The sequence below is a fragment of the Burkholderia sp. Cy-637 genome, assembly GCF_011753175.1.
In the GTDB taxonomy this organism is placed as follows: Bacteria; Pseudomonadota; Gammaproteobacteria; order Burkholderiales; family Burkholderiaceae; genus Burkholderia; species Burkholderia gladioli.
This window is the reverse complement of sequence record NZ_VWWC01000011.1, coordinates 62,127-80,873: the sequence shown is the minus strand read 5'-3', so window position 1 is coordinate 80,873 and position 18,747 is coordinate 62,127. Positions and strand designations below refer to the sequence as shown.

Annotated in this window: 18 protein-coding genes and 1 pseudogene; 14 read left to right on the top strand and 5 right to left on the bottom strand. The window is 64.7% G+C overall.

All coding sequences use genetic code 11. The features are described from left to right. The first annotated feature begins 2 nt into the window (after window positions 1-2). Window positions 3-1,154 carry a DUF1501 domain-containing protein gene (locus F3J10_RS05745; RefSeq protein WP_167241548.1) on the top strand — a complete coding sequence of 384 codons (1,152 nt, stop codon included), beginning with the start codon at window positions 3-5 and terminating at the stop codon, window positions 1,152-1,154. A 76-nt stretch (window positions 1,155-1,230) separates the two neighbouring features. Then, complete coding sequence (locus F3J10_RS05740) at window positions 1,231-1,452, top strand: YXWGXW repeat-containing protein (RefSeq protein WP_025097309.1); 222 nt, start codon at window positions 1,231-1,233, stop codon at window positions 1,450-1,452. A gap of 82 nt (window positions 1,453-1,534) precedes the next feature. On the opposite strand, the gene F3J10_RS05735 is transcribed toward F3J10_RS05740, so the two are convergent. Beyond that, entirely contained in the window at window positions 1,535-2,155 is a 621-nt protein-coding gene (locus F3J10_RS05735; protein ID WP_167241546.1) for a TetR/AcrR family transcriptional regulator, read from the bottom strand. A gap of 95 nt (window positions 2,156-2,250) precedes the next feature. On the opposite strand from F3J10_RS05735, the gene F3J10_RS05730 reads away from it, so the two are divergent. The 3 genes from F3J10_RS05730 (at window position 2,251) to F3J10_RS05720 (ending at window position 5,581) form a co-directional block, all read left to right on the top strand. Further along, on the top strand, window positions 2,251-3,081 hold the full coding sequence (locus F3J10_RS05730; protein WP_167241544.1) for an SDR family NAD(P)-dependent oxidoreductase: 831 nt from the start codon (window positions 2,251-2,253) through the stop codon (window positions 3,079-3,081). Window positions 3,082-3,123: 42 nt separating this feature from the next. Next, window positions 3,124-3,756 carry an NAD(P)H-binding protein gene (locus F3J10_RS05725; protein WP_167241542.1) on the top strand — a complete coding sequence of 211 codons (633 nt, stop codon included), beginning with the start codon at window positions 3,124-3,126 and terminating at the stop codon, window positions 3,754-3,756. A gap of 268 nt (window positions 3,757-4,024) precedes the next feature. Beyond that, window positions 4,025-5,581, top strand: coding sequence for an FAD-dependent monooxygenase (locus F3J10_RS05720; protein ID WP_167241540.1), 1,557 nt, complete (start codon window positions 4,025-4,027; stop codon window positions 5,579-5,581). A 37-nt stretch (window positions 5,582-5,618) separates the two neighbouring features. Here F3J10_RS05720 and F3J10_RS35960 read toward each other — a convergent pair. Further along, a pseudogene (locus F3J10_RS35960) lies at window positions 5,619-5,735 on the bottom strand (SDR family oxidoreductase); the annotation flags it as partial. 18 nt (window positions 5,736-5,753) lie between these two features. Between F3J10_RS35960 and F3J10_RS05710 the strand changes: the two are divergent. The 6 genes from F3J10_RS05710 to F3J10_RS05685 all read left to right on the top strand — a co-directional run bounded on the left by F3J10_RS05710 (window position 5,754) and on the right by F3J10_RS05685 (window position 11,857). Continuing rightward, window positions 5,754-5,966 carry a helix-turn-helix domain-containing protein gene (locus F3J10_RS05710; protein ID WP_167241538.1) on the top strand — a complete coding sequence of 71 codons (213 nt, stop codon included), beginning with the start codon at window positions 5,754-5,756 and terminating at the stop codon, window positions 5,964-5,966. A 396-nt stretch (window positions 5,967-6,362) separates the two neighbouring features. Further along, window positions 6,363-7,979: a peptide ABC transporter substrate-binding protein gene (locus F3J10_RS05705; protein WP_025097318.1), complete on the top strand. Its 1,617-nt coding sequence runs from the start codon at window positions 6,363-6,365 to the stop codon at window positions 7,977-7,979. A 13-nt stretch (window positions 7,980-7,992) separates the two neighbouring features. Beyond that, complete coding sequence (locus tag F3J10_RS05700; protein ID WP_017918724.1) at window positions 7,993-8,931, top strand: ABC transporter permease subunit; 939 nt, start codon at window positions 7,993-7,995, stop codon at window positions 8,929-8,931. Window positions 8,932-8,944: 13 nt separating this feature from the next. Next, on the top strand, window positions 8,945-9,844 hold the full coding sequence (locus F3J10_RS05695) for an ABC transporter permease (RefSeq protein WP_167241536.1): 900 nt from the start codon (window positions 8,945-8,947) through the stop codon (window positions 9,842-9,844). Between the two features lies 1 nt (window position 9,845). Then, window positions 9,846-10,835 carry an ABC transporter ATP-binding protein gene (locus tag F3J10_RS05690; RefSeq protein ID WP_013691355.1) on the top strand — a complete coding sequence of 330 codons (990 nt, stop codon included), beginning with the start codon at window positions 9,846-9,848 and terminating at the stop codon, window positions 10,833-10,835. Beyond that, window positions 10,832-11,857: an oligopeptide/dipeptide ABC transporter ATP-binding protein gene (locus tag F3J10_RS05685; RefSeq protein ID WP_013691356.1), complete on the top strand. Its 1,026-nt coding sequence runs from the start codon at window positions 10,832-10,834 to the stop codon at window positions 11,855-11,857. Before F3J10_RS05690 ends, F3J10_RS05685 begins: the two co-directional genes overlap by 4 nt. A gap of 37 nt (window positions 11,858-11,894) precedes the next feature. On the opposite strand, the gene F3J10_RS05680 is transcribed toward F3J10_RS05685, so the two are convergent. Then, entirely contained in the window at window positions 11,895-12,251 is a 357-nt protein-coding gene (locus tag F3J10_RS05680) for an antibiotic biosynthesis monooxygenase (protein ID WP_167241534.1), read from the bottom strand. 486 nt (window positions 12,252-12,737) lie between these two features. Here F3J10_RS05680 and F3J10_RS05675 point away from each other — a divergent pair, with 486 nt between their 5' ends. Next, window positions 12,738-13,484 carry an SDR family oxidoreductase gene (locus F3J10_RS05675; protein WP_167241532.1) on the top strand — a complete coding sequence of 249 codons (747 nt, stop codon included), beginning with the start codon at window positions 12,738-12,740 and terminating at the stop codon, window positions 13,482-13,484. 125 nt (window positions 13,485-13,609) lie between these two features. On the opposite strand, the gene F3J10_RS05670 is transcribed toward F3J10_RS05675, so the two are convergent. Beyond that, window positions 13,610-14,527 carry a LysR family transcriptional regulator gene (locus F3J10_RS05670; RefSeq protein ID WP_167241530.1) on the bottom strand — a complete coding sequence of 306 codons (918 nt, stop codon included), beginning with the start codon at window positions 14,525-14,527 and terminating at the stop codon, window positions 13,610-13,612. A gap of 206 nt (window positions 14,528-14,733) precedes the next feature. Then, window positions 14,734-15,267, bottom strand: a complete 534-nt coding sequence (locus F3J10_RS05665) for a heme-binding protein (protein ID WP_167241528.1) — start codon at window positions 15,265-15,267, stop codon at window positions 14,734-14,736. A 472-nt stretch (window positions 15,268-15,739) separates the two neighbouring features. On the opposite strand from F3J10_RS05665, the gene F3J10_RS05660 reads away from it, so the two are divergent. Both F3J10_RS05660 and F3J10_RS05655 read left to right on the top strand, forming a co-directional pair. Further along, entirely contained in the window at window positions 15,740-15,892 is a 153-nt protein-coding gene (locus F3J10_RS05660; protein WP_167241526.1) for a hypothetical protein, read from the top strand. A gap of 334 nt (window positions 15,893-16,226) precedes the next feature. After that, window positions 16,227-18,734 carry a type VI secretion system Vgr family protein gene (locus tag F3J10_RS05655; protein ID WP_167241524.1) on the top strand — a complete coding sequence of 836 codons (2,508 nt, stop codon included), beginning with the start codon at window positions 16,227-16,229 and terminating at the stop codon, window positions 18,732-18,734. The last annotated feature ends 13 nt before the right edge of the window (window positions 18,735-18,747 follow it).

The following is an 18,747-nucleotide window of genomic DNA, read 5'->3' as shown; positions in this document are numbered from 1 at the left end:
ACATGCTGCCTTCCCGCCGCCGATTCCTCGGCACCGTCGCCGCCGGTGCCGGCACCCTGCTGATCGCGCCGCGGCTCGCGTTCGCCAACGTCGCCAGCGATCGCCGTTTCGTGTTCGTGATCCAGCGCGGCGCGGCCGACGGACTCAATATCCTGGTGCCCTATGCCGAGCCCGACTACGCCCGGCTGCGCGGCGAGCTCGCGATCGACCCCGCCAAGGCCACGCGCCTGGACGGCAGCTTCGCGCTGCATCCCTCGCTGGCGCAGACGGCGCGGATGTACCAGGGCGGCCAGGCGCTGTTCGTCCACGCGATCGCCTCGCCCTATCGCGACCGCTCGCATTTCGACGGCCAGAACGTGCTGGAGACGGGCGGCCTGTCGCCCTACCAGGTCAAGGACGGCTGGCTGAACCGGCTCGTCGCGATGCTGCCGGCCACGCGCGAGAACGCGATCGCGCTGGCGCCCACCGTGCCCGCCGCGCTGCGCGGGCCAGCCCGCGTCACCTCCTATGCGCCGTCGGGCCTGCCCGGCGCGCCCGACGATCTGCTCACGCGCGTCTCCTCGCTCTACGAGCAGGACGCGCAGCTCGGGCCTTTATGGACCTCGGCGATGCAGGCACGCGGCCTGGCGCACGACGCCGGCGCGCGGCAGGACCCGGCCAGCGTCGGCAAGCTGGCGGCGAGCTTCCTCGCGCGCGACGACGGCCCGCGCATCGCCATGATCGAGACCGGCGGCTGGGACACGCACAGCGCGCAGAACGCACGGCTCGCCAACGTGCTGAAGGGGCTGGACGCGATGCTGGCCTCGCTGCGCGACGGGCTGGGCCCGGTCTGGAACGACACCACCGTGCTGGTGGCCACCGAGTTCGGCCGCACCGCCGCCGCCAACGGCACCGGCGGCACCGATCACGGCCAGGGCTCGGTGGCGATGCTGCTCGGCGGCGCCGTGGCCGGCGGCCGCGTGATCGCCGACTGGCCCGGCCTGCGCCAGGCCGATCTCTACGAAGGCCGCGACCTCAAGCCGACCGCCTCGCTCGACGCGCTGATCGCCGGCGCTGCCGCCGAGACGCTGCGCCTCGATCCGCAACGCGCCGCCGCGGCGCTGTTCGAGCGTTCGGCCGCGAGCCGACCGATGACGGGCCTGGTTCACGCCTGAAGCGCCCGCTTGCGTGCCGGCCGGCAAGCCGGCGTTTCAAGAACAGATCGATAACAGTCCTGGGAGGACATGCATCATGACGATCCGATCCAAAACCATCGCCGCCTTCACCGCCAGCCTGTGCGCGGCCCTGCTTTCGGCCTGCGTGGTCGAGCCGGTGCGACCGCCGCAGCCGGAACCGCGCGTGGAGGTGATACCGGCCGCGCCGGCGCCCGGTTATCACTGGGTGAAGGGGCATTACCGCTGGGAAGGCAATCACTGGGAATGGGTCCCGGGGCATTGGAAGGCCGTTTACTGATCGCCCGGTCGTTCGCATTCCATATGAAAACGGCGACGCACTTCAGGTGCGTCGCCGTTTCCGCTTGTGGATGCGCGGCGCCTCAATCGACCAGGTCGCGCTCCCGTTTCGACAATTGCCCGAGCAGGCCGAAGGCCTCGTCGATGTAGTGCGTCAGGGGACGCGCGGCTTCCTCGCGCCGCCAGTTCTCCTTGGCGACCCGCAAGGTGCCGATCGCGATCATCGCGTCCAGGCGCAGCGCCTGCCGCCGCGCCGGATCCGGCCAGCGCTCGTACATCGCCTCGGCCAGCACATCCTCCATCTGCACCAGCAGCGCCTCCTTGCGCAGCCGCAGCGCCTCGATCGAGCGCAGCACGCGGTCGGCGAGGATCGACTCGCGGGTCTCGTACATCTCGGCGAGCGCCAGCAGCGTCTTGCGCGCCGTCGCCAGCGGCGATTGCTTCGGCGACTGCGCCAGGAAGGTCGGCCGCAACGATTGCGGGAACTTGCCGCTTTCGTGCGCGAGCAGCACCTCCTCCTTCGACTTCAGGTAGTGGAAGAAGGTGCGCCGCGAGATCCCCGCCGCGGCCGCGATCGCATCGAGCGTGGTCGCCTCGTAGCCGTTCTCGACGAACAGTTTCAGGCCGACTTCGGCGATCCGGTCGAGCGTCAGTTGGCGTTTGCGTTCACGCAGATCGTTGGGGGCGTTTTCAGTATCAACCATGGCCGCCAGTCTGACGGTTGACGCGCTTCTTGACAAATTTGCACTGAGTGCTACATTTTGCACTCAGTGCAAAATACTCACCAGGGAGGTTCGTCATGGCAGGGTCGAAGGTCTGGTTCATCACGGGTGCCTCGCGCGGCTTGGGCCGCGTCTGGACGGAGGCCGCGCTGGCACGCGGCGACAAGGTCGTCGCCACCGCGCGGCACGCGCCATCGCTCGACGAACTCGTCGCGGCGCATGGCGATGCGGTGCTGGCGCTGGCGCTCGACGTCACCGATCGCGCCGCCGTGTTCGAGGCGCTCGAGCAGGCGCACCGGCATTTCGGGCGCCTCGACGTGGTGCTCTGCAATGCCGGTTATGGCTACATGGGCGCGATCGAGGAACTGGAGTTCGAGCAGGTCAAGGCCAATTTCGATACCAATGTGTTCGGCGCGCTGTCGGTCATCCAGGCCGCGCTGCCGATCCTGCGTGCGCAGGGCAGCGGCCATGTGCTCACCGTGTCGAGCATCGGCGGCATCATCGGCTTTCCCACCGGCGGCAGCTACACGCCCGGCAAGTTCGCGCTCGAAGCCATGTCGGAAGCCCTGGCCGGCGAAGTGGCCGCGCTCGGCATCAAGGTCACCATCATCGAGCCGGGACATTTCGCGACCGGGTTTCGCGCCGCGACGGCATCCGCGCCGGCCATCGCCGCCTATGATTCGGTCAGGCAGGCGGTACGATCCTCCTTCAAGCCCGAGGACTTCGGCGATCCGGCCGCCACGGCCGCGGCGATCCTCGCCGCCGTGGATGCCGAGGAACCGCCCCTGCGCCTGGCGATCGGAACCAAGGTGGTCGAGAAATTCCGCGCGGTCTATGCCTCGCGCCTGAGCAACTGGGATCGCTGGGAAGCCGTCACGATCGCGGCGCAAGGGCAGCCGCAAGCCTGAGTTAGTCGCCGCGCGCGCAAGCATGAAAAGGAGAACGGGAAGATGAAGCTGTTGCTGCTGGGTGCCACCGGCCTGGTGGGAAGCCGGGCCTTGAAGCTCGCGCTCGATAGCCGCGCGTTCTCCCAAGTGGTCGCCCCGACAAGAACGCCGCTGCCGCCCGACGCAAAACTGCTGAACCCCGTCGTGGCGCGGCTCGACGACTGGGTGCCGGCACTGGCATCGCAGCAGTTCGATGCCGTCGCCTGCGCGCTGGGCACCACCCAGGCCAAGGCCGGCTCGAAGGCCGCCTTCATTCATGTGGACTACCAACTGCCGCTGGCCTTCGCCAGGGCCGCGCACGATGCGGGCGTCCCGACCTTCGCGATCGTCACGGCGATGGGCGCGTCGCCGAGCTCCCGATTCTTCTATCCGAGAACCAAGGGCGAGGTGGAGCGCGATATCCAGGCGATCGGCTTTCGCTCGCTGACGATCTGCCGGCCCAGCCTGATCGACGGGCCGCGCAACGAGAGCCGGCAAGCGGAAGGCGCGGCGCTGAAGCTGGTCCGGCTCCTGGCGCCCGTGCTGCCCAGGAAATGGCGCGTGAATCCCGCCGATTCCATCGCCGCCGCCTTGCTCGACGCGGTGCTCGCCGCGCAACCGGGTTGCCGCTGGATCCATTCGCAGGACATGAACTGAAAATCCAACGCCGTCGCTTCGGTAACCTGACTATCGCGTGCCGGCAGGCCATTGCGCCGCGCCCGCCGCGATGATATAAAGCCGTGTCGGAAAAGGCAGACTTGGTTTGGTAAGCCCAAGTCCTTTCGGTAACGAAAGCTCTGGTCTTTGGCCTCGTGCATGAGATCCCCGCGACGAACATGGAACGCCGTCCAGGCTTCCTCCCGTTCGTCCGTGTGGCGCTCAGCCTGAGAAACGCTCCGGTCGAACCTCGACAATGGAGCCGTTCATGCACGATCACACCCTCAATTCTCATGATGTCGTCATCGCGGGCGCAGGCCCCGTCGGGCTGTTTCTCGCCTGCGAGCTGCGCCTGTTCAAGCTTTCCGTGCTGGTGCTGGAGCGCGCGCAAGCCCCGCAAGCGCCGCTGAAGCGCCTGCCGTTCGGGCTGCGCGGCCTGTCGGTCGCCACGCTCGAAGCCTTCCATCGGCGTGGCCTGCTCGATGAACTCCTGGCCGCGCAACAGGCGCGCGACGCGTCGGACCAGCCCGCCCCGGCTCCGCATTGGGCCGGCAAGTCGCGCAAGCCCGGCGGCCACTTCGCCGGCATCCAGTTTCATCACGACGCGATCGACAGCTCGCGCTGGCCGTATCGGCTGCCGAGCTCGGCCGACGAAGGCATGGCCGTCGAACTGGAGATGCTCGAGACCGTGCTGGCTCGGCGGGCCATCGCGATGGGCGCCGAGATCCGGCGCGGCCACGAAGTCGATCGCCTGCTCGCCGGCGAGGACAGCGTGAGCGTTCGCGCCGGCGGCGAGAGTTTTCGCGGGCGCTGGCTGGTCGGTTGCGATGGCGGGCGCAGCACGGTTCGCAAGCTGGCCGGCATCGCCTTCGCCGGCACCGATCCCGAGTTCACCGGCTATTCGGTCGAAGCGGAGCTGCGCGATCCGCACGCGCTGCGCCCCGGGCGGCATTACACGCCCAATGGCATGTATACCTTCACGCCGCCCGGCACCATCGCGATGGTGGACTTCGACGGCGGCGCTTGCCATCGAGGCCAGCCGATCACGCTGGAGCATGCGCAAACCGTGCTGCGCCGCGTATCGGGTGTCGACGTCGAACTGACTCGCCTGCTGCTCGCCAGCACCTGGACCGATCGCGCCTACCAGGCGCGCACGTATCGCCAGGGGCGCGTTCTGCTTGCCGGCGATGCCGCGCATATCCACTCGCCGCTGGGCGGGCAGGGACTAAATCTCGGCATCGGCGATGCGATGAACCTGGCCTGGAAGCTGGCCTCGACGATACGCGGCGACACGCCCGAGGCGATGCTCGATAGCTATCAAGCGGAGCGGCATCCGGTGGGCGCCGGCATTCTCGACTGGTCGCGCGCGCAGGTGGCCTTGATGCGGCCGACGGCGAGCACGCGCGCCCTGGCGGCCATCATGCGCGACCTGGCGGCGACGGATGACGGCGCCGCGTACCTTGCCGAGCGCGTATGGGGTTTATCGTTGCGCTATCCCCTTGGCGATGGACACCCCTTGATGGGATACAGCCTGCCGGAGTTCGAACTGGGCGACGGGACCCTGGCCGGCAACCTGCTGCGCGACGGCAAGGGCTTGTTCCTCGATTTCGAGCGCGATCCGCAACGGCTGACTGACGTGCGTCGCTGGCAAGGGCGCGTGGCCGGTGTCGCGAGCGAGGCAAGGGATTCGCTGGGGCTGCGCGCGGTGCTGGTACGGCCTGACGGGTTCGTTGCATGGGCAACCGACTCGCCGTCGGACGCAGCGGGCCTTTCACAAGCCCTCGGCCAGTGGTTCGGCGAGCCGGGCGATACAGGCGACCTGTGAACGCCATGGCTGCCCCGGCACGGAAGCCACGGCAAGCTCACAAGCCAGGCGACAGGCCGCCGTCGATACGCAGGTTGACGCCGGTGATATAGCTCGCCAGCGGGCTCGCGAGGAAGGCGACGGCATTCGCGATCTCCTCCAGGCTGCCGACCCGGCGCTGCGCACCTTGCGGATGAAACGCGACCTGCCCGGCATTTCGCAAAAGATGCTGACCCAGCATCTTCGCGAATTGGCGCACGACGGCCTGATCGAGCGAATCGATTTCGCCGAAAAACCCTTGCGGGTCGAATATCGTTTGACTGAAATGGGGCAGGCCCTGCTGCCGGTGCTGATCGCCGCGCGCAGCTTCTCGACGCGCTATTCGGAGCAGGATCGGGGCCAATGATCCGTCCCGGCGTTCTTTATCACGCTCGCTGCAATCAAAATGAAAACCAGGCGATTCACATCGATAACGCAGCCGGAACAGACACCCTCCTCCATATCAATCTAATTTAGTTATTTTTCATCAAACATTTTTTGACGACCTGATTTCGGTCTGCTATGGTTCCTTCCACTGTAAGCATGCGGCGTCCCATGCCGTGGCCGGTAAGCACATAGAGAGCGGCCGTGGCGCGGGTAATCCCTGATATCGACGGGATTTCCGCCCGGAGAATGACCAGGATTACTAATATGAAAGACAAGCATCATGGGCCCCTTCTTTCGTCTCATTCGTAAATATCCCCGGCGTCGCACGCGGTAAATCCGCATCCGCTCCCCTCGTTCCCTCTGTCAATCGCACACGATGAAACATACGCATGCCATGGCGGCCGTGCTGGCCGCGCTCGCCCTCACCGCGGCCTCCACCGCGTCTGCCGTCAACGTCCCGGCGAACGTCACGCTGGCCGCGCAGCAGGACATCACGCGCCAGGTGCCGGCCGAGGTCGAGTCGCTCGATCCCGCCCATATCGAATCCTGGACCGGCAACACCATCGGCCTGGACCTGTTCGAGGGCCTGGCCCGGATCGACGCCGACGGCAAGCTGGTGCCGGGCGTCGCGCAATCGTGGGAGCACCCGTCGCCCGATACCTGGGTGTTCAAGCTGCGTCACGACGCGAAGTGGAGCAACGGCCAGCCGGTGACCGCGGCCGATTTCGTCTATGCCTGGCAGCGCGTGGTGGACCCGAAGACGGGCTCGAAATACACCATCCTGGTGGAGTTCATCAAGAACGCGAAGGCCGTGATCGCCGGCAAGCAGCCGCCCTCGGCGCTGGCCGTGCGCGCGGTGGACCCGTACACGCTCGAGGTGAAGACCGAGAACCCGGTGGCCTTCTTCCCGGAACTGACCGCGATGGCCCCGCTGGTGCCGGTCAACAAGGATGACGTGACCAAGTTCGGCGACGCCTGGACGCGTCCGCAGAACATCGTCAGCAACGGCGCCTACAAGCTGGTGGACTGGCAGCCGAACAACCGCATCCTCGCGACCAAGAACGACAAGTACTGGAACACCGGCAAGGTGGTGATCAAGAACGTCACCTACCTGCCGATCGAAAGCGACGATACGGCAATGCGCATGTATCAGTCCGGCCAGATCGACTACACCTACTCGATCCCCGCCGGCGTGTTCAACCAGGTCAACAAGCAGTTCGGCAAGGAGCTGCGCCCGGGCCTGCAGCTCGCGACCTACTACTTCTACATGAAGAACAGCGACGCGGCCTTCAAGGACAAGCGCGTGCGCCAGGCGCTGTCGATGGTGCTCGATCGCGACATCCTCACCTCCAGGCTCACGCAGGCCGGCGAAGTGCCGATGTACGGCCTGATGCCGAACGGCACCAAGGGCGTGCAGCCGTTCAAGCCCGACTGGGCCGCCTGGCCGATGGCCAAGCGCGTCGACTACGCGAAGAACCTGCTCAAGCAAGCCGGTTATTCCGATGCCAACCCGCTGAGCTTCACGCTGACCTACAACACCAGCGACCTGCACAAGAAGGTGGCCCTGTTCGCCGCATCGGAATGGCGCACCAAGCTGGGCGTGACCGCCAAGCTCGAGAACGTCGAATTCAAGGTGCTGATGAAGCTGCGCCACGACGGCAAGGTGGAGATGGCGCGCGACGGCTGGTTCGCCGACTACAACGACGCGATGACCTTCTTCGACCTGATCCGCTGCGGCAGCGCGCAGAACACCGTGGGCTACTGCAATCCGAAGGTCGACCAGCTGATCGACCAGGCCAACCAGAAGCTCGACGACAAGGAGCGCACCGCGCTGCTGACGCAGGCGCACGACCTGGCGATGAACGACTACCCGATGCTGCCGCTGTTCCAGTATTCGGCGGACCGCCTCGTCAAGTCCTATGTCGGCGGCTACTCGCTGAGCAACGTGATCGACATGCGTGCCTCGCAAGACATGTATCTGATCAAGCACTGAGGCGGAACGCATCATGCTGGCCTACGCACTGCGTCGCACGCTCTGGGCGATCCCGACGATCCTCGCCGTGATCACCGTCTGCTACCTGCTGCTGCACTTCACGCCGGGCGGGCCGTTCGACAGCGAGAAGCAGCTGTCGGCGGCCACCATCGCGAACCTGAACGCGAAGTACCACCTCGACGCGCCGCTGTGGAAGCAGTACCTGCTGTACCTGAACTCGCTGCTGCACGGCGATCTCGGGCCTTCGTTCCGCTACGTCGACTGGTCCGTCAACGACCTGGTGCGCAAGGCCCTGCCGGTCAGCCTCGGTGTGGGCGGCATCTCGATCCCGATCGCGATCGTGCTCGGCGTGCTGCTCGGTACCGTCGCCGCGGTGCGCCGCGACAGCCTGATCGATCGTTTCGTGATGCTGATCGGCAACTTCGGCAACGTGATCCCGCCGTTCGTGCTGGGCCCGGTGCTGGTGCTGATCTTCGCGATCGGCCTGAAGACCTCCGAGGGCCATGGCTGGCTGCCCGCGGGCGGCTGGGGCGACGGCGGCTGGCAGTATCGCGTGCTGCCGATCCTGCTGCTCACGCTGATCAACGTCTCGCTGCTGGCGCGCGTGATGCGCGGCTCGATGATCGAGACGCTGTCGAGCAACTACATCCGTACCGCGCGCGCCAAGGGCCTGCCGGGACGCACCATCGTGCTGCGCCACGCGCTCAAGCCGGCGCTGATGCCGGTGGTGTCGCTGTTCGGCACGGTCTGCATCTCCTCGATCACCGCCGCGGTGGTCACCGAATCGGTGTTCGCCCTGCCCGGGCTCGGGCAGCTGGTCGTGAACGGCGCGATCAACCGCGACTACACGCTGGTGCTCGGCCTGGTGGTGCTGACCACCGTCTGCGCGGTGCTGTTCAACCTGCTGGTCGACCTCGCCTATGCCTGGCTCGACCCGCGCATCCGCTATTGAGAGGGGCGCAACCATGACGCCTGCCGCAACTCCCGCCGAAGCCAAGCCGGCCGACGCGCCGGTACGCTCGCGCACGCCGCTCGAACTGGCGGCCGCGCGCTTCGTGCGCAACCGCGCCGCCATGTTCAGCCTGGCGCTGCTGATCCTGATCGCGCTGGCCTGCTTCGTCGGCCCGCTGCTGCTGCCCAACGATCCCACCGCCAGCGACTGGTCCTCGATCAGCCTGCCGCCCACGCTCGCCGGCCTGCACTGGTTCGGCACCGACGAACTCGGCCGCGACCTGCTCGCGCGCACCCTGGTGGGCGGGCGCGTCTCGCTCGAGGTCGGGCTGCTGGGCACCCTGGTGTCCGGCCTGTTCGGCGTGGCCTGGGGCGCCATCGCCGGCTTCGCGGGCGGGCGCACCGATTCCGTGATGATGCGCATCGTCGACATGATGTACGCGATCCCCTACCTGCTGATCGCGATCCTGATGATGACGCTGTTCGGCCGCTCCTTCATCCTGGTGGTGCTGACCATCAGCGCCTTCTCCTGGCTGGACATGGCGCGCGTGGTGCGCGGCCAGACGCTGTCGCTACGCACCCGCGAATTCGTCGACGCCTCGCGCGCGATCGGCGTGACGCCCGGTACCATCGTGCGCCGCCATATCGTGCCGAACCTGCTCGGCGTGGTGGTTGTGTATGCAACCGTCAGCGTGCCGGGCATCATCCTCACCGAATCGGTGCTGTCCTTCCTCGGGCTGGGCGTGCAGGAACCGATGACGAGCTGGGGCATGCTGATCCAGGACGGCGCGCAGAAGCTCGACGCGATGCCCTGGCTGCTGCTGGCGCCCGCCGTGCTGCTTTGCGTGACGCTCTACTGCGTGAACTTCCTCGGGGATGGTTTGCGCGACGCACTCGATCCGAAGGACCGCTGACATGGCGCTATTGGAAGTCAATAATCTCGGGGTCCGCTTCACGCGCCGCGACGGCCCGCCGGTGGATGCCGTCTCGGGCGTGTCGTTCTCGCTGGAAGCCGGCAAGACGCTCGGCATCGTCGGCGAATCCGGCTCGGGCAAGAGCCAGACCGTGATGGCCCTGCTGGGCCTCCTGGCCGGCAACGGCTCGACCAGCGGCGAGGCGCGCTACCGCGACGCCGACCTGCTCGGCATGAACACGCGCCAGCTCAACGAGATCCGCGGCAACCGGATCGGCATGATCTTCCAGGACCCGATGACCTCGCTCAATCCGTTCCTGACGATCGAGCGGCAGATGACGGAAACCCTGCAGCTGCACCGGAAGATCTCGCGCAAGGACGCCACGCGCCGCGCGATCGAGGCGCTCGAGTCGGTGCGCATTCCCGACGCGGCGCGCCGCATCCGCATGTATCCGCACGAGTTCTCGGGCGGCATGCGCCAGCGCGTGATGATCGCGATGACCCTGCTTTCCGAGCCGGAGATCCTGATCGCCGACGAACCCACCACCGCGCTCGACGTGACGGTGCAGGCGCAGATCATCGAGCTGCTGCGCGAGCTGAACCGCGAGCGCGGCACCTCGATCGTGCTGATCACGCACGACATGGGCGTGGTGGCCGGCCTGGCCGACGACGTGATGGTGATGTACGCGGGCCGCACCGTGGAATACGCGAGCGCCGAGGCGATCTTCGCCGCGCCCTCGCATCCCTACACGATCGGCCTGCTCAACGCCCTGCCCCGCCTCGACGCGCCCGACGACGCACCGCTCATCGCGATCCCCGGCAACCCGCCGATGCCCGGCCAGGGCAGCGACGGCTGCGCGTTCGCCAAGCGCTGCGGCTACGCCTCGGCGGACTGCCACGAGGATCGCCCCGAGCTGGCGGTCTATTCGGAAGCCGGTGCGGTGCGCGCCTGCCATCGGCCCATTGCGGAAATCACGGGAGGCCTGCGATGAGCACCGCCGAACTCGCTTCAACGAATGCCGCGACGGCCGATACGCTGCTGGCCGTGCGCGATCTCAAGGTGCATTTTCGCGTGCCGCTGGGTGGGTATCCGTGGTCGGGCAAGGGGACGCTGCGCGCGGTCGATGGCGTGTCGTTCGACGTGCGTCGGGGGGAGACGGTTGGTCTGGTCGGGGAATCGGGCTGCGGGAAGTCGACGCTGGCGCGGGCGCTGATCGGGCTGGTGCCGGTGACCGAGGGCAGCGTGCAGTGGCGCGGCGAGACGATGGTGTCGGGCTCGCGCCGCGATACGCGCACCATGCGCCGCGAGATGCAGATGATCTTCCAGGATCCGCTCGCCTCGCTGGACCCGCGCATGACGATCGAGCAAGTGGTGGCCGAGCCGCTGGTGACGCATCAGCCGGGGCTCGGGCGGGAGGAGATCCGGCTTCGCGTGCGAACCATGCTCGAGCGCGTGGGCTTGAATGCGCATCATCTGATGCGCTATCCGCATGAGTTCTCGGGTGGCCAGTGCCAGCGTATCGGGATCGCGCGTGCGTTGATCGGCGAGCCGCGGCTGGTGATCTGCGATGAGCCGGTGTCGGCGCTGGATGTGTCGATCCAGGCGCAGATCGTGAACCTGCTGCGCGACCTGCAGCGGGAGCTTTCGCTGTCCTACCTGTTCGTGGCGCATGACCTGGCGGTGGTGAAGGCGATCAGCCAGCGAGTGCTGGTGATGTACCTCGGGCGCGTGATGGAGTTCGGGGCTCGGCATGATGTGTATGGCGTGCCTCAGCATCCTTATACGAAGGCGCTGCTGGCGGCGGCGCCGACGCCGGATCCGGCACGCGAGCGCGCGCGGCGGCCCTTGCTGCTTTCCGGCGAGATGCCCTCGCCGATGAATCCGCCTTCGGGTTGTGCGTTTCGAACGCGGTGTCCGGATGCGATCGAGGCTTGCGCGCAGGACAGGCCGCTGCCGGAAGTGCGTGGCGGGTCGGCGGCGCGGGTGGCTTGTATTCGGGCGGGTGTGGCCTGAGGCTCAACGACATGCGGGATGAGCGCGGTATCGTCGCTCAGGTCCCGCTCGATTCGCCCACTTGCGGCCCCGTGCCTCGCGCCGCCAGCGGGTGCGCGAGCTTGCTGTCACCGTAAGTGCGGATCACCTCGGAAACGATCACCTGATAGCCGTCCAGCCAGTTCGCCTGGGCGGCTTTCGCCTCAAGATGCGCCGGGTTTTTCATCAGAACCTGCAGTGCTTCCAGCGACTCCCAGTAATACACATTGGACGTCAGGCCCGTGGCGGCGTTCTCCCACGTCTCCTCGCCCAGATAACCCGGAATCGTTTTTGCGGCTTCTGCGATCGCTTTGTCGAGGCGGTGGAAGGTGTCGTCGAACTGCCCGGCGGCGAAGATGAAGGTGGAGGAGTACATGGGGTGGGTTTGGGTTGAAGGCGGAAGAATGAAACTGGGCCGTTCGTGCCAGTTCGGCTGACGTCGAGCTCTTCTCGTCATTTCCTCGGCTCCCTTGCCGGCATTATCGCCGACTCGGCCTCGGCAATTCCGACTATCCGGTTGCTCGAATTCGCGCGACCGCCGCCCCGTCCCCGGCCGCTTCCCCACGTTCGCACAACCCGCCGCGCGCGCCGCATGCCGCCATCGGCCATCGTCAGCTATGCGAATTGATCGTCACCCCGGCCAGTGACGCGTCACCCGATATTTCTTCGAATTCCGACGAGATGTTGCGCGAATTCAGTCGATTCCGCCGTCCAGCGACTACGTGCATGATTCGAATCAGGCGAGGTGCTCGTCGAAAAACCGATGATCGATAAAGCTCAAAGGTCTACGACATGCCTTCCATTCAATGACATTCGACAGTCATCACTGGATGACCGGAATATTTTTTACTGGATGACGAAAATGAAGCTCAAGAACAAGGTGGCCTTCGTAACCGGCGGCACGTCGGGCATCGGCCTGGAAACCGCGAAACTCTTCCAGGCCGAAGGCGCCAATGTGGTGCTGGTTGGCTCGAATGAAGAACGCCTGGCCGCCGCAGGCAAGGAGCTCAACGGGACGGCCCTGCTGGTTCGTGCCGATATCCGCAAGGTGGCGGACATCGCGCACGCAGTTGAACAGGCGCGGACGAAATTCGGCCATATCGACGTGGTGTTCGCCAACGCCGGCGCAAGCACGGTCGCCCCGCTCGAAGCGATAACGGAGGAGTATGTCGCGAACAACCTCTCCCTCAACTTCACCGGCACCTTCTTCACCATTCAGAAGACGGCTCCGATCATCGCCAACGGCGGCAGCATTATCGTCACGACCTCGTTCCTCAATACGATCGGATTTCCGGGCTTGTCGATTCTCGCCGCCACCAAGGCCGCGACTCGCTCACTCGTGCGCACCCTGGGCGCGGAACTGGCGCCTCGCGGCATCCGCGTCAATGCCGTGAGCCCCGGCGCGATCGCGACGCCGTTCTACAGCAAGATCGGCTTGCCTGACGATGCTCTTTCCCAAGTCGCCGGCGACGTCACGCAGAAAATTGCCCTCAAGCGCTTCGGAGAACCGATTGAACTGGCGAAGGCCGCGTTGTACCTGGCAAGCGATGATTCGTCGTACACCACGGGCACCGAGCTGGTTGTCGATGGTGGGCTGACACAGTTCTGACGCGCCTTGCCGGCGACACGATGAATGCATCCAGGTTGCAGCGACGCTGCAACCGAATCCAGCCTGCCGCCTGCCTGATCCACGAACGGCAGGCTGCTTCCGATTGATCGATTGGTCTGCCGGGATCATGCCGACTTGGTGAATCGGGAGAAGGACTCCCTGAGTCTGGGCGTCACGAAATCGAGAAAGCGCCGTAGCTTCAGGGGCATGACGCTGCGGAAGACGTGCACGAGTTGTATCGGGACGGGATCGACCTCGAACGCGTCCAGAATGACTTCCAATTCCCCGGCGTCGATGGCCTCCGCGACGTGATAGTGCAGCAACTGTGTGAATCCGAACCCGCGAACGGCTGCATCCACCGCGGAATCCGCGGACGATACCTGGAGCCGAGGCGAAATCGGGACAGTGACCAGGAGCCCCGTATCCGGATATCGGAATGTCCAGTCCGGCGACAGCATCGGGCCGTTGTACATCACGCAGGGCAGCCTTGCGAGCTCGGCCGGCGTTCGGGGCACGCCACGTTCCCTCAGCAAGGCCGGGCTGGCACAGACCACCGTTCGAAATGCGCCAATCCGCGTCGCAATCATGTTGCTGTCGGGCAGGCGGCCGATACGAACCGCGACGTCGACATGCGTATCGACCAAATCGACATTGCGATCCGATTGAGTCAATTTCACGTCGATCTCCGGAAACAGCGCCAGGAAATTCATGATTTCAGGGAGCACGTAAAGCCGCCCAAGCCGCACCGGTGTGGTAATGGCCAGTTCTCCGCGCGGCGCCGTGAATTCGCCCGTCGCCTCACGCTCCTGTTCACTCACCAGATCCAGGATCTGCCGCGCCGTCACCGCATAAGCGAGCCCCGCATCCGTCAGACTCAACTTGCGCGTCGTTCGCATGAGCAAGCGCGTACCTAATTGCTCCTCGAGATCCGTGACTTTACGCGTCAGCGTGGCCACCGGTACATTCATCATTCTTCCGGCAGCAGAAAAACTGCCGGTTTCGATAGTGGCGAGCAACATCGCCATAGCTTCCAACCTATCCATGGCGCCTGAACAGCCTCCGAAAACGGAAAAAAATATTGTAATGGATCCATCGCGATAACGATGGGTATTTTCCAATGCAGAAGAATGAGCAATTCAGCTTCGAGGCATCGACATGAAAATGGGGGCGCACACCGCCTGGAGTTCGGCGTGTTCGCCCCCTGCTTCAACTCATGCGATCGATATTTCGCATTGAATGCCGACGATTTTCAAGGCATCAATTCACTTTCGATCTTCTTCACACCTGCCATCGCGCACTCCTCGTCCTTGTCGCCGCCAGGGGATCCCCCAACGCCAATCGCGGCGATGGTTTCATCCCGCAGCTTGATTGCCACACCACCCGGCAAGGCCGTGACATTCGGGGTCGATGCCAGCGATTGCGCGCCAATCGGCGGATACTTCGCGAGAACATCCCAAAACTGGCTGGTGCGATCGAAGTGGAAAATCGGCCCCATCGACACCGCCGTGTAGGCCTTGCGATAGGAGGAGTCCTTGGTGTGAATGACGGCGTGATCGCCGCGCAGCACGACCTCAGGCGTTCCGGCCACGTCCACCACCGTCGCCGTGACGGCGTATCCTTTTGCCGTGCAGGCGCGGACTGCCTCGAGCGCGCCGTCGAGTGCGATATTCATCGGCAATGTATAACCACTAATCGACACCTGGGCAACGGCCGGTGATTCGACAAACAGAGTACCAACGGCCAGGAGCGCGACTGCGGCGGCCGTATATTTGTTTCCCGACATGTTTTCTCCAAGAATAATTACGCGCCCCACCGGATAATTCTCCGATGGGCTTCACGATATAAACCAGACGATTTATTTCACTCTCTCAGACAAGCAATTTTTATTATCAATCTGAATCACGGTCGATCGTCGGGCAGCGGCTACGCCTCGGATCAGTCTTGTCGTGGCCGATTATGCCGCGTGATCCGGTTCCAATGAATTCGTCAAATCCGAGATACATATCCTCAAGAAATGAGGAAATCGGGCTGAAATTGCGTCGTAAAGTGTCCGGACAGACAGTCCCACCCAAAGCATGACCTCGCGTCATCCGCCTCCTGACGCCGCCGCGCTTCATGCCTCGCGCGTCGCTTCCTAAACTCTCCTTGCATCGTGATCCGCTTCGCCGCTCGGCGAATCGAGCCCGCCCTTCCCCACCTCCCTCCGGAGCGAGCCGGCGCCGGGACGCATCTCGCCACGATAGGAGGATTCCCGCATGAACCGACGCCGCACGCTCCTCAAGACCGCCGCGGCGCTGCCCCTGGCTGCCACGCTGCTCGATGCGAAACCGGGCGCGGGGGTCGCGGCGGCGCTGGCGGCGCTGGTATCGCTGGGGGTGCTGTGCGTGGATTGGTCGCGGCGGGGATGATGCGGAAGATCAGTCGCTCACGCTGCGGCGAATCCTAGAATGGAAAATCCGATGCGCAAAAACGCTAGGCGCCACGCAAGGTGCCATGCCAGCACACGGTAGTTCCATCAACCAGCTTTCGCATGCTCATGGTGACATCGGCTGGCGTCTTTTCTCAGCGATTCGAGAATATCGTGGGTCGATTCAAACCGTTTGGTTGCGCTTTGAGAGGAGCAACGCCACCGGAATTGCGCCATGAGCCGCTGTCTCGGCGGCTTAGGCCAATGCCAATAATATTGCGACCGGTTTTGCCCGGGATGGCTCATCTCCGGTCCAACAGATTCGGAGTTTCCTCATGGCTATCAAGGCCTTGGAACAGTTGCTCGGAGCCCGTTACACCCAGTACGAACGGCTCGTCAAACTCGACACGCCAATCGGCAAGGACGCGCTCGTTCCACTGTACGTAAAGTTCAAGGCGCGGCTCGGCCGAAATTTCGAGGTGGTTGTCGATGCCTTGTCGACGAGCGGAGACTCCATTCAATTCAAGACATTGCTGATGCAGCCGGTCACGCTCTGGATTCAGCAAACCGACGGAAACTATTTGCCCATCCACGGCTACGTGCAGCGCGCTCGCCGTCTTGGTAGCGACGGCTCGGTTTCCTATTTCCAGGTCCACTTCTCATCCTGGCTGAGTTTCCTGAAGCTGAGCAGCGATCGACGCGACTGGCAAGAAGCGAACGGCTCACAGATTCTGAGCGACGTGCTCGACAAGCATCCCCAGGCGAACGGGCAGTACAAGTTCGAGCTGCACGCCGCGATGCGCTCGTACTCGCACCGCGTGCAGTGGGAAACCGACTGGAATTTCGTCCACCGCAGCATGGAGGAGGTCGGCGTGTTCCCGCGATTCGATTTCGCGCAGGATGGGAAGTCGCACCAAGTCGTCATCATGGACGATCTGTATTGCGGCCCGTCGCTTCCCGGCGGCGACATGAAATTCAGCCACTCGAGCATGAACGAGGAGTTCGACGGCCTGACTCAGCTCGGGGAGCAGCAGGACGTACAGAGCGAGTGCCTCACGCTCGGCGCGGCCGACTACAAACGTCCGAATGCCGATCAGCGGATCAGCACGCCGGCTGCCGACCTGGACGAGTTGCCCGGGCAGGGAGAGGACTACCTCTACACGGGCTCGCAGGCCTGGTCGAACAGTGGCATGGGCGAGCAACAGGCGCGCATCCGCACGGAAGAATGGGCGTCCCGCGCGAAACGCTATTTCGCCGTCGGCAGCCCGCGCTATGCCCTTCCCGGCTACTGGTTCAAGCTGACCGGCCATCCCATTCTGGACAAGCTGCCGCCGAAAGATCGCGAGTTGTCCATCATCGCCAGTGACTGGCTGATTCAGAACAATATCCCCGGCATCGACGCGTTGACGCGGTTTCCTCGTAGCCTGCGCAACGAGGTCGAACAGGCGCGCGCGGCCGGCGCTGGCGCCGCCGTCAGGCACGGCGACGGCGGTGTTGGCTTTATCCAGGTTGAAATCGAGGCACAGCGCCGCCGCACGCCTTTCCGCAGCCCTTTCGAGCACCAGAAGCCGGAGATGCATCTCCAGACAGCCGTCGTCGTGACAGACAGCGATGAGGAGATCCTGACGGACGAAGGCAATCGGGTCCACGTTCGGACGACGAACAGTCGAAACCACCCGAAGCTGAAATCGACGAATTGGATTCGCGCTGCCATGCCGGACGCGGGTGCGAAGCGCGGCGGCTACTTCCCGCTGCGCAAGGACGACCAAGTGCTGCTGGGATTCGTGAACGGCGACTGCGACCGGCCGGTCATCATCTCGCGATTACACGGTGGATCGACGATGCCGGTGTGGAACACGCATGGCCTGCTGTCGGGCTTCCGATCCCGGGAGTATGGCGGCGACGGTTTCAACCAGCTCGTCATGGACGATGCCACGGGTCAAAACCGCGTTCACCTCTACACCACGAGCTATCACTCCCATCTTCACCTCGGTCATCTTGTCGACCATTCGGACAACACCCGTGGCGCGTTCCTCGGTAACGGCTTCGATTTGAAGTCCAACGCGTACGGCGCCGTGCGTGCCGAACAGGGGCTCTATGTATCGACGCACCCGGCAAGCGACCAACCGCTGAATGTGACTGCCGCAACAGAATCGCTGGCACGTGTGGAAGCCGTGTTCGAGACAGCCTCGAACGCAAGCGAGACGAATCGTGCCGAGAGCCTGCAAGCCGGGCAGAAAGCGCTGAAGTCGTTCACGGACGGGACGCAGAAGACGATAGCTGGCACGGCGGGTAGCGGCCGAACGGCCGGCGGCGGCACCGGGAACGCCAACGGCTTTTCGAGGCCGGTCATGCTGCTGTCGAGCCCCGAGGGCATTGCGACGTCCACGCAGCAGTCAGTGCATCTCACGGCGACGCAACAGGTCAATGCGGCGGCCGGCGAGAATATCAATCTGGTGGCGGGAAAATCCCTGCTCGCCAGCGTGCTCGATAAGGTCAGCGTGTTCGCACAAAATCTCGGTATCAAGATCTTTGCGGCGAAGGGACCGGTAGAGATCCAGGCGCAGGGCGGTCCGCTGTCGGTCGTGGGCCTGGAGGATGTGAAGATCGAGAGCGCAAACGGTCGGTTGGTGCTGACCGCTGCGAACGAGGTATGGATTGGTGCCGGCGGCTCGTACATCAGCATCAAGGGCGGTGTCATCGAGAATGTGACGACGGGCCAAATCCTCGAAAAGTGCACCACGTGGAACAAGCTTGGCGGGGCGAGCAGGACGATCCGCGACAAGCTGCAGGCCACGCCGATCGCCAGCGAGGGCGGACGCGGCACGCCGTTCTCGGGCTGAACGTATTGCACCG